Source organism: Streptomyces sp. NPDC031554, from assembly GCF_055580685.1.
In genome coordinates this window covers 68,358-78,427 of record NZ_JBVIKX010000011.1, presented here as the reverse complement: position 1 = coordinate 78,427, position 10,070 = coordinate 68,358, and the positions used below count along the sequence as shown (strand labels likewise).

Below are 10,070 nucleotides of genomic sequence, written 5' to 3'. Positions count from 1 at the left end.
CGGTCGGCGGGGTCAGATGGAGCGGCCCTTGGCGCGCTCGGCCTCTACCGAGGTGCCGAACAGGTGGAGGAAGGCGGGCGACATCCAGGCGATGACGCTGCCGAGGTCGTCGTCGGAGAGGTCCTCGATGCGCGCCTCGCCGTCGAGGAGCCGTTCGACGAGCGTGCTGTTGGAGTCCAGTTGCTGCTGGAAGGCGGTCACCCGCTGCTGGAAGGAGTCGTCGCTCTCCAGATCGTCGTCCGTGTCGGGTCCGGTGCCCGGCTCGGGCGGCAGGCGGACCAGATCGTCCATGACGGCGCGGACGGCTTCCTCCTTCAGGAGGGCCAGACGGCCGGCACGTTGCTCGTGGGTTTCCCCCTCGGGTGCCTGGTCTCGCCGCACCAGTTCGTCCCACAGGTCACCTGCCTGCTGCTCAACCTGCTCGCCGAGCACGGTGAAGTAGGTGTCGCGGAACGGCAGTGCCGCGTAGCGGGCGGGAAGCCAGCGCTTCCAGTACGCCTTGGCCTCGATCCCGTGCTGGTTCATCGGCATGGGTCAGCTCTCCTCGTTCGGTGCAGAAGGCGGCGTCGTCGCGGGGGGTGCTCCCGGCGGTCCGGCGCTGGTGGCCGTCTCGCGGTACTTGGGGGTCATCCACGCCTTTCGGTCCTTGTCGCGGTGGGTGCCGGTGCGGCAACTTCCCGGGATCCACAGCCGGTTGACCCGCTCGATGGCTCGGGCCAGCGCGTCCTGCCACAGGTAGGGGGCGGCGCCGCTGTCCTCTTCGCCCTGGTAGGCCGAGGCGTGGGAGGTCCACAGGGCGGTCAGCTCCTCCACTACGGCACCGTGCAGGAACCAGCAGGCCCGCGGCAGCTGGTCGTTGGCGATCTCGTAGCGGTCGGCGAGCCACAGGACCCAGTCCACGAACCGGGGCCACAGCGTGGCGCGGTCGGCCTGTTCCAGGAGGAGCCAGTTCACCGGGGCGCCGGGGGGCGGGCCCTCTCCGCCGGCTGCGCGGGGGCCGCTGGTGTTCTGCGCGATCTCGAGGAAGTCGATGCGTTCGCCCTGGGTGGTGACGAGGTTCTGCAGCGCTTCGAGTTCGGAGAGGATCGCGTCGATGGGCTGGAAGTCGCTACTCATCGTCTGCTCCCGCTTCCACGGCCATCAGGTCGGGGTCTGCGGCCATCAGGTCGGGCTGGACGCGTTCACGGGACCGCACCGTGGACTGCTTGATCAGGTCGGCGTGCGGGCCCTCGTAGGCGCGGGTGAAGCGGACGCGGACGGCCGGGGTGCGGCGGTGGATGAGCAGCCCGCCCCGTTCGGGGATCATGCGGATGTCGGCCGGTTCGAGGACCTCCCGGCGGCGGACCGAGGTGGAGACGGACAGGCTGTTGCCGTCGTCGCTGACGCTGGTGGTGTCCTCGTCGAAGTTGCCGGTGAGCTGGGAGTAGTTCTTCAGCTCGTCGGGGTCGGAGATGCCGCCGAGGAACAGCTTGACGGTGCTGCTCGCGTACAGCTTGCGGACGCCGAGCTGTCCCCACCGCTCTTCGGCCTGCGCGTAGCTCTGCAGCACGGCGCAGATGAACATGTTCTGGCTGCCGCTGACCGACATCAGGGACGGGATCTCCGGCAGGGGGCACACGTTGGCGAGCTCGTCGAGGAACCCGCCGAAGGGGCGGGGCAGTCGTCCGTTGGGGGCCCGGGCGGCGAGCCGCTTGGCGGTGTCGAAGACGGCCTTGGAGAAGGCGGCGTTGATGGGGGCGAGCGCGGAGCCTTCCTCGTCCTCGCCCAGGAGGAACAGGGTGCCGCCGTCGGTGAGCCAGCGGCGGATGTCGAAGACCTCGCCGCCTTCGGGGGCGAAGATGGCGGCCGCCGCCTCGTCGTACAGGGCCACGAGCGAGGCCGCCGCGGTGGACCAGGTGGTGGCGCGCTCCTCCGGGTCGTGGTCGTGCTGGCCAGCCAGGGCGCCGGCGAGCGCTGCGCGCCCGTGCTCGGACAGGATGTAGACGGCCTCGCGGTTTTCGGGGTCGGACGACCAGCGCAGCAGGTCCATGGCCGGGCGGCCCGCGAGTGCCGCGGCATGCAGCCAGCAGGTCAGCAACATCTTCGCGTTGAGGACGAAGTAGCCGCCGCCCTTCGTGCCCTCCTCCGTTTTGGTGGCCGCGCTGAGCGTCTCGGCCCGTCGCCGGGCGACCTGGTAGTTCTCGCATCCCTGGGTGAGCGGCCAGCGCAGTTGCTCCGGCCAGCCCGACAGGCCGGTGGGGTCCAGTACGGCGACCTTGCCGTAGCGCTCGCGGGCGTCGGCGGTGGCGTACAGGACGTCGGTCTTGCTGCTCGTGGCGAGGACGGTGCCGGGGAAGGACAGGATGCCCGGCAGGATGATCTGCTGGGTCTTGCCCTCGCGGGGCGGAGCCACCAACAGGCAGCTTTCCTCGATCGTCGCCCACAGCGGGATCTCGTGGGGCACCGCGATGCCCACCGACACCGCGACTTCGTTGATGTCGACGGTGTCTGGCTCCTGGTGGGCGAGGGCGGGGCGCAGGGAGGGGATGCGTGCCTTGGCCTGCGCCTCGCCGAGCGCGGCCTCGATCTGGCTGCTGGTCGCCAGTCCGTCCGCGCCTTCCCGGGCTCGTCGCGCCCAGGCCTGGAAGGCGGCGACGGCGCCGTAGGTCGCGGCGGCACTCAGGGCTGCGAAGGTGGACCAGAAGATGATCGGCCCGCCCACGCCGGTGCCCTCTGGCCACGCATCGGCCGGGTGCATCGGGTCGTGGAGCAGGAAGGGCAGGGCGGGGCCCACCGTGTTCCAGCCTGCGTGGGCCGGACGGCCGTACTGGAGCAGTCCGGACAGTACGGCAGTCCACCAGAGCACGGCGGTGAGCACGAACAGCGCGGCCAGCGGGTAGATCCACAGGTAGTCGCGGCCCAGGCGGAAGCGGGCGCCGGTCCTCGGTTCGGCGACCTTGATCGGGGGCATCAGTTGCCCCCCTTGGACATGCGGATCGGCACGCTGGCCGCGGGGACGGCTTCGGCGGTGGTGCGGTCGGTCATGCGCCGGTTGGTGTTGGTCAGCACGGCTTCGGTGCGCGAGCGGATGTGCTCCACGAGGTTGACCCGGCCGCCGACCTGCCACACCGCACGGCCTGGGGAGCACACGGAGGCGCCGTCCACGATCGCCTTCAGCGCCCAGCGGGGCAGGCCGAGGTAGTCGGCGGTGGCCTGCGCTTCCTCCCGGTCCTGGTGGTAGATGATCCGGGTGGCGGTGAGCTTGAGGATGGCGAGCGCCTCAGGCGCTTCATCCAGGCGCAGGTCGTGCAGGTGATGCAGGACGGCCCAGAAGCTCAGCCCCAGTCGGCGCCCGTAGCGGACGAACTCCTCGAAAAGGCGGGCAACCGGCCGATGGCTCAGGATGTGCCAGGCCTCTTCGACGATCAGGGTGCGTTTAATGTCGTCACCCGGGCGGATCCAGCCGAAGCGGAGCCACGGGCCGATCACGCTCATCAGCAGCGGCATGGACGGGCCCTCACGCGGCAGCCGCGTGAGGTCGAAGACGATGAGGCGGGCATCGAGGTCGATGCCGTCGGTCGTCGGCCCGTCGAACATGCCGGACAGGTCGCGGTCGGGGTTGCACAGTTCATCCAGGGCGAGCGCGGCGGGCTGGCCCCAGGCGAGCAGTTCCTCCGGGGTGACCTTCTGCTCACCCAGGTGCGCGGGCTGCGGGGCGGTGAGCGCGGCGAACACGTCGGACAGCGTGGCGACGCGGTGCTCGCGGGCGGCGGCCGCGACGGCGGCGATGTGGGCGACCGAGACGGCCTTCTTGGTCTGCGAGGACAGCACCCCGTCGAGGATCTCCAGCATGGAGCAGAGCACTTTGAACTGGTGCTCCACGGGGATGCGCGGATCGAGCGGGTTGATGCGTACGGCGCCGCGGGCGCTGGGGTCGCCGTAGGTGAGGCGGATGGGGGTGATGCCGAGGCGGCGGGCGATGCTGTCCCATTCGCCCACGCCGTCCTCGCCTTGGGCGTCGAGGATGGCGAAGCTGCGGTTGCGGAACCGCAGTTGCCGCAGGACGTAGGTCTTCTCCAGGGCTGACTTTCCGTAGCCCGACTTGCCGAGCACGAGGACGTGGCCGGAGGGCAAGCGGTCACGTCGGTCAGGGTCGTAGAGGATGAAGGGGTCGTAGACGTACGCACGCCCGGAGTAGGCCTCGCGGCCGATGAGGACCCCGCGGGGATCCATGGCGGCACTGCCCACGGCCGGGTAGGCGCCGCAGGCATTGGTCGTCGTGGTGTGGATCGCACGGCGGCGGGTCTGGGTCTGGGTACGGAGCAGCTCGAGCATCGGCCGTCAGCTCCTCAGCAGCCCGGTGCACAGCGGCAGGGTGTTGGCGAGGGCCCGGTGGTGTTCCTTGTCGCACCAGTCCAGGCGGATCTGGGCGCGTGCGGCCGCAGCCCGCACGGTGTCCTTGTCCTGGTCGAGTGCCTCTTTGCTGGAGGAGGTGACGGTGACCCAGCCGGCGAGGCGGATGCCTGCGGCCCCGTCAGCGATCTCCTGAACGGTGCTCAGGCTCTTGCGCTGTGCGGCCGTTTCCCGCGGGTCCTTGAGCTTGCCGGCCTTGTGGTCGGCCTGGCCGATCTCGTTAGTGGAGTCGGCCATGGCTTCGGTCAGCGCCTGGTCGCCCGGGACGAGGTCCATGGTGACGGCGACGGTGAAGACGATGTCCTTCACGTACAAGATCAAAGGGGCCATGAAGTTCACGCTGACCTGGAGTACGGGCCACTTCTTGACCCAGGCGGTGGCGGAGTACCAGGGCTTGGCACCCTCGAAGCTGCGGGCGATCACGTGGTCTTCCGGGCGGGCGTCGAGTTCGGCGGGCCAGGCCGTGGCGCGGTTCATGCCCACGGTGTCGTCCAGCCAGTGATCGGGCCCGTACGCGTGCTGGAAGTAGGAGGCAAGGGCAGGTTCGTCGAGGTTGCGGACGTGGCGCAGCTGGCCCTGGCCGAGGGAGCGGATGAAGGCCTCGATCTCCTTGCCGAGACAGACTGCGAAGCCTTCGGCGAGGCTGTTGTAGCGGCGCGCCTCGGCGACCAGGTCGGGGGTGTAGGGGATGCCGACCACGAGCACGAGGCGGCGGTCCTCGGCGAACAGGGCGACTGCCTGCTGGAGTTCGGTGTACGAGGCGTGCAGCCAGTCGGCGGCCTGCGGGTCGGCGCGCGTGTGCGCGTCGCGTGCGTGGGCGTTCGGGTCGGCCGGCACCATCCGCGCGATCCACTGCAGTCGGCGGATGCGGCCGCCGCTGTCCGCGGTGGAGCGCAGCAGATGCTCCCAGGCGCCGATGAGCGACTCCTTGTCCTCGATGTCGAGGGACCCGAAGTCCCGCTGGGCTTCGACCTCCACGGCGGCGCAGAACATCTGCTCGCTCGGCTGGAGCAGGACGGCGATCTGCCCGTAGGCGGTCGGGGCGTCGATCCAGCGGAGATCGGCCGGAATGCCCGGGGGGAGCGCGATCGCCACGGGCTGCCCCGACAGGTGGACGCCGGCCTGCGGCGCGCTGGAGGCGTACAGCAGCGACCCGTCACGCAGCGACCGCCGGTAGGTGCGGTTGATCTCCCACCAGCGCAGGTAGGTGCGGCCCTGGTAGGGAAGGAGCACGGCCGTTACGCACACGCCGAGCCACCCGACGAACGCACAGATCTTGAAAGGGATTCCGGGGACGAGCCACAGCATCAGCAGCCCGCCGCCGAACCCGGCACCGAGCACGAGTTGTTCGTCGGGTTCGAAACGGCGGCCGAGCAGTCCTCTCGGCCGGGGGGCGGCGAAGCTGAAGGTGCGGGCCATGGGGCATTCCTCGGAGTCGGCAGGACGTGGTGTGGGTGGGAATCAGCCCTCCTCGGAGGGGGGCCAGGACGGGCCCTCCGCGGGCGGAGGCTCGGGCACGGTGATCGTCGGGGAAGAGGAACTCTGGCCGCCCGGGGCGGAACCGCCGCCGGAGGACCCCGCGGACGAACGACCGCCCGGGCCTCCCCCGCCGGAGCCGCCGCCGGATGACGCGGCCGCGGGGTCGGCCGACGGCAGCGGCGGGTCGCCGCCCCCGCCGGGGTCCGGGGGTGCACCGGCGTCGGGGGGTGCCCCGCCGGGGCCGCCCGCGTCGTCGTCCCCGGCGGGGTCGTCCGGGATCGCCTCGGGTCCTGCGGCCGGCGGGCCGCCTCCGTCTCCGGGAAGACCGCCGCCGTCCGGGTCGTCGTCATCGCCCGAACCGCCGATGCCTCCCCCGCCGCCATCGGCTACACCGTCAACGGCTGCACCGTCAGCGGCAGCGGACGCGCCCCCGGTCGCGGCAGCCGCCCCGGCGCTGGACAGACGCTCCTTGAGGTCGTCGTAGCCGTCGGTCACGGCGTCCTTGGCGTTGCCGACACGGCCTTGGAAGTCGTCGCGCGCCTGGTACATCTGCTGGATGTCATCGCCGAAGCCGGGGATGAAGCGGTAGATGGTGAACGGCAGGTAGAGGGTGATGCAGAGCATCGCGATGGCGGTGAGGAGCGTGGAGATCGTCTTGCCGATGTTGGACACGCCGTCGGTGTGCGCGATCAGTCCGCTGGCCAGGGCGAGGCAGGTCAGCACGACGTACTTGCTCGCGATGACGGCGATCATGGCGCTGATCCATTTTTTGGTGTGGTCCCACAGCGCGCGGTCCACCAGACCGGCGAAGACCGTCGGCCCGAACACCAGTCCGGTGAGGATCATGGCGTTGCGCACGATGAGCTCGCACCACACGCCGACGATGAGAGCCAGGAGGAAGGACCCGACGAACCCGACGATGATGGAGCCGCCCGGGATGACGAGCAGCGCGGCAAGAGCCGTTGTGATCGTCACGACCATGCTCGCGATGTCGTCGGCCACTGGGGAGAACATCGCCTCGGCCGCCTGGTCGAACAGCTTGACGACGTAGTAGACGATGCCGGGCGCGAAGGCTGTCACCACGACGGCCATGAGGAGGAACCCGACCGACTCGCCCAGCGCCTGGACGGGCGGCACGCCCTGCGCGGCGCGTTTGGCGACGGCGATGAGCCAGTACACCATCGTGAGCACCGTCGAGGCGGCGAACGCCATGGTGTAGGTGCGTATGAAGCCCTGGTTGCCCCAGTCGATCTGGGTGGTCGAGCCGATGAGCAGTTCGGTGAGGTACTTCAGGAAGGACGCCACCGCGTCGCGGATCGCGTCGGCGATGTAGCCCATGGGGTCGGTGGCGAAGTCGACGGCCTCACCGGCACCGTCCCAGAGGTCCTTGGCTCCCACCACCGCGTCGACGGACGGCTTGACGACGTCAACAGCGAGGCCGCACAGCTTGTCGCCGAACGGCAACTTGCACGGGTCGGGTGCTGCCTGTGCCTTCGGGGCCGGGGTGAGCAGCACCTGGAAGGTGACCGCGAGGAAGACCACCCACGGCAGACGCCTGCGCCAGGTCAGGCGCGGGTCAGTCAGTGAACGGCGCTGCATCGAAGTCACGGTTTATCCGCTGGAATTCGGAGATGTCGGTGGGGTTCTCGCTGCCGCTCTGGACCGGGGTGGGCCCGGTGTCGGAACGGATCGCGCTCAGCTTCCAGTCGCCGCTTTGCCACTGAAGGCTGACGGTGACGGTGGTCCACGAGCCGGTGACCGGAAGGGGCGAGTCTTCGGACGTGACGCCGACGATGCCGGCCATCCACAGCTCGACGGACGCGGCCTCCGGCACGTAGCTGACGACCCGGGTGCCGAGGACGGAGCTGCGTGAGACGAGGCTCTGCTCGGCCTGCTGCTGGGTGAGGCCCAGATTCTTCAGGGCACTGCCCGCCGAGTCGTCGTCGCTGCTGCGCAGTTCGGAGTAGGCACTGCTGGTGGCCATCGCGCGCAGCGTCTTGGACCGGACGGTCGGGTCGGCGAGGTAGCCGGTGCTCGAGCGGGCGAGCTGGTAGTTGACGGCGGCCTTGACGGCGCCGGCCTGGCTGCGGGGATAGCCGACGGGGACGCCGTCGACCGTGCGGTGCGCGGATATCTTGGCGTTGCCGCCCACGGGGTCCTTGACGACCGGGCTCCCATCCGTGGCCTGCGGCGTGCCGCCTGCGCTGCCACCTCCGCTCTTGCCACCGCCTCCGCCTCCACCGACCAGCAGGCCGATCACGACGAGCAGGCAGAAGGCGCCGGCCAGGATGACCACGACGCGAAGGCGCCGGGTGGGTGACGGTGATGGAGCGGCCGCCGGGCCGGATCCGCTGAGCACGCGGGTGCCGCCCGACGCGGTCTTCTGCCGGGCCATCAGATTCCCATCCCGTAGACGAGCGTGAACAGCGTTCCGGCGCTCGCCACACCGAAGGCGCCGACCAGGGACCCGATGAGGTTGTTGCGCCCCTGGTTGAGCGCGACCGGATCGTTCTGGCTCTGGCCGAACTTCATGTTGCCGAAGCTGATCACCGCCCGGCCAAGCAGAAAGATCAGCACGGCGGCCATGATGATCTGAATGACGGTGCGGGCCGTGTTGCCCAGCTCGCCGAAGGGGCCCCAGTCGGGGGCCAGCCCTCCGAACAGGTCCGAGGTACCACCTCCTCCGCCTCCGCCTCCCCCACCGCCGGCCTTCTCCGGCACTTTCGGGATGAAGATTCCGTCCGCTCTGAACATCAGGCGCCCCTCCCACGGCTGACTCCACGGGGATCACTGGCGCAAACGTACCCACCACTAGCCGTGATTGACAACGTGTGTTTCTATTTTCCCACGTGACGCGCTGGCTGCGATCACCGGATACGGCCTGCGCGAGCGCCCTTGTCGCCCTCAAATCACCACCCCTGCCTGCATAAACAGCCGGGCGAGGCGGAGGGGCACACCAAGTCGGGCGTGGATTCTCGCCTCCGCACCACGGGGCGGACTCACCTCACTTAAAAACAAGCGTTGTCACCGAGGGGGGATGGTGAAGAAGGCCGTCGCAGCCGTCGCAGCGTTCATATGTGCAGTTGTGTGCGTCCTCATCGCCGCGTCCCTGCTGATCGGGGGAGGCGCCAACGAAGCGAACGCGGCCACCTGCACCGGGAAGCTCACGCCCGTCGGCAACGGCACCAGCGGGCCCGGAGACGGCGGCGCCGCACCGGAATTCGAAGGCGTCAGCCAGGACAAGACCTCGCAGATCCGTATCCCGTTGACTCCCCAGGGCCACCAGGAGCTGCCCCGCTGGTCGGCCGCTCAGGTCCGCAACGCGGCCTCCATCACCAACGTCGCGCGGACACGGAATCTCGCGCCGCGGGCCGCCGTCATCGCGGTCGCCACCGCCATGCAGGAGTCGACGCTGAACAACCTCAGCGGCGGGCACGCCGACTCGGTGGGACTGTTTCAGCAACGGCCCTCACAGGGCTGGGGCACCGTCTCCCAGCTGACCGACCCGGTCTATGCGTCGAAGAAGTTCTACGACAGTCTGGTCAAGATCCCGGACTGGCAGACCAAGCCGCTGACCAAAGTCGCCGCAGGCATACAGCGCCCGGCCGAGGCACTCCGCGGCGAGTACGCGAAGTGGGAGCAGTCAGCCGGCTCCCTCGTCGCCGAGGCATGGGGCGACCACGCCGTCACCTCCGAGTTCACCGGCTGCGACAACGACACCTCCGCCACATCACAAACGGCAGCGTCCGGCGCGGTGGATCCGGTCACCAAGCTCAAGTGGAAGGCGCCTCGCTCCCCCGCCCAGGCGATCCAAGCGGCCCGCAAAGCCAACGGCATGAGCGGCTGGTACCGGCAGTGCGAGCTGTTCGTCGAGCAGGCGTACGGCACCCGAGCCGTCCATGCGACCGCCAACGCCGGCTGGCAGGCAGCCGTCGCCGGAGGATACGCCCACGCCGGCGACTCCCGCCCGCCGCCCGGAGCCCTGCTCTATTACGACACCGGCGAGTACGCCGGGCATGTCGCGCTGTATCTGGGCCGCGACCAGGTGGCCAGCAATGACGTCATGACGAACGGCCAGATCTCGATCGTCTCGCGCAAGGAACTGACCGACGGCCGCTGGAGGCTGCGCTACCGCGGCTGGGCCGAGCCGCGGTTCGCCGCCCACCCCGGCCTCAACCGCATCTGATCCCGCAGGAGTT

9 protein-coding genes are annotated in these 10,070 nt (G+C 69.8%); 1 reads left to right on the top strand and 8 read right to left on the bottom strand.

What is annotated here, in order from left to right:
* Positions 1-12 precede the first annotated feature (12 nt).
* Genes ACZ5FU_RS26070 through ACZ5FU_RS26035 form a run of 8 tightly spaced genes read right to left on the bottom strand, consistent with a single transcriptional unit; the run spans position 13 to position 8,625 of the window.
* Entirely contained in the window at positions 13-531 is a 519-nt protein-coding gene (locus ACZ5FU_RS26070; RefSeq protein ID WP_469046855.1) for a hypothetical protein, read from the bottom strand.
* Positions 532-534: 3 nt separating this feature from the next.
* Complete coding sequence (locus ACZ5FU_RS26065; RefSeq protein WP_469046854.1) at positions 535-1,116, bottom strand: hypothetical protein; 582 nt, start codon at positions 1,114-1,116, stop codon at positions 535-537.
* Positions 1,109-2,950, bottom strand: a complete 1,842-nt coding sequence (locus ACZ5FU_RS26060) for a type IV secretory system conjugative DNA transfer family protein (RefSeq protein WP_469046852.1) — start codon at positions 2,948-2,950, stop codon at positions 1,109-1,111. The genes ACZ5FU_RS26065 and ACZ5FU_RS26060 overlap by 8 nt, the downstream gene beginning before the upstream one ends.
* Positions 2,950-4,314 (bottom strand): ATP/GTP-binding protein, encoded by a 1,365-nt coding sequence (locus ACZ5FU_RS26055; protein ID WP_469046851.1) that lies wholly within the window; start codon positions 4,312-4,314, stop codon positions 2,950-2,952. The genes ACZ5FU_RS26060 and ACZ5FU_RS26055 overlap by 1 nt, the downstream gene beginning before the upstream one ends.
* 6 nt (positions 4,315-4,320) lie before the next feature.
* Complete coding sequence (locus ACZ5FU_RS26050) at positions 4,321-5,811, bottom strand: SCO6880 family protein (protein WP_469046850.1); 1,491 nt, start codon at positions 5,809-5,811, stop codon at positions 4,321-4,323.
* 42 nt (positions 5,812-5,853) lie between these two features.
* The gene (locus ACZ5FU_RS26045) at positions 5,854-7,470 is read right to left on the bottom strand and encodes a hypothetical protein (RefSeq protein ID WP_469046849.1); all 1,617 of its coding nucleotides are present in this window, start codon (positions 7,468-7,470) and stop codon (positions 5,854-5,856) included.
* Positions 7,448-8,266: a DUF8175 domain-containg protein gene (locus tag ACZ5FU_RS26040; protein WP_469046847.1), complete on the bottom strand. Its 819-nt coding sequence runs from the start codon at positions 8,264-8,266 to the stop codon at positions 7,448-7,450. Before ACZ5FU_RS26040 ends, ACZ5FU_RS26045 begins: the two co-directional genes overlap by 23 nt.
* Positions 8,266-8,625, bottom strand: coding sequence for a hypothetical protein (locus ACZ5FU_RS26035; RefSeq protein WP_469046845.1), 360 nt, complete (start codon positions 8,623-8,625; stop codon positions 8,266-8,268). Before ACZ5FU_RS26035 ends, ACZ5FU_RS26040 begins: the two co-directional genes overlap by 1 nt.
* A 283-nt stretch (positions 8,626-8,908) precedes the next feature.
* On the opposite strand from ACZ5FU_RS26035, the gene ACZ5FU_RS26030 reads away from it, so the two are divergent.
* Positions 8,909-10,057, top strand: coding sequence for an NlpC/P60 family protein (locus ACZ5FU_RS26030; RefSeq protein WP_469046843.1), 1,149 nt, complete (start codon positions 8,909-8,911; stop codon positions 10,055-10,057).
* Positions 10,058-10,070 lie beyond the last annotated feature (13 nt).

Coding starts and splice junctions, on each gene's coding strand:
- ACZ5FU_RS26065 (WP_469046854.1), bottom strand. CDS start 1,116: ATGAGTAGCGACTTCCAGCCCATCGACGCGATCCTCTCCGAACTCGAA.
- ACZ5FU_RS26030 (WP_469046843.1), top strand. CDS start 8,909: ATGGTGAAGAAGGCCGTCGCAGCCGTCGCAGCGTTCATATGTGCAGTT.
- ACZ5FU_RS26035 (WP_469046845.1), bottom strand. CDS start 8,625: ATGTTCAGAGCGGACGGAATCTTCATCCCGAAAGTGCCGGAGAAGGCC.
- ACZ5FU_RS26045 (WP_469046849.1), bottom strand. CDS start 7,470: ATGCAGCGCCGTTCACTGACTGACCCGCGCCTGACCTGGCGCAGGCGT.
- ACZ5FU_RS26060 (WP_469046852.1), bottom strand. CDS start 2,950: ATGCCCCCGATCAAGGTCGCCGAACCGAGGACCGGCGCCCGCTTCCGC.
- ACZ5FU_RS26050 (WP_469046850.1), bottom strand. CDS start 5,811: ATGGCCCGCACCTTCAGCTTCGCCGCCCCCCGGCCGAGAGGACTGCTC.
- ACZ5FU_RS26055 (WP_469046851.1), bottom strand. CDS start 4,314: ATGCTCGAGCTGCTCCGTACCCAGACCCAGACCCGCCGCCGTGCGATC.
- ACZ5FU_RS26040 (WP_469046847.1), bottom strand. CDS start 8,266: ATGGCCCGGCAGAAGACCGCGTCGGGCGGCACCCGCGTGCTCAGCGGA.
- ACZ5FU_RS26070 (WP_469046855.1), bottom strand. CDS start 531: ATGCCGATGAACCAGCACGGGATCGAGGCCAAGGCGTACTGGAAGCGC.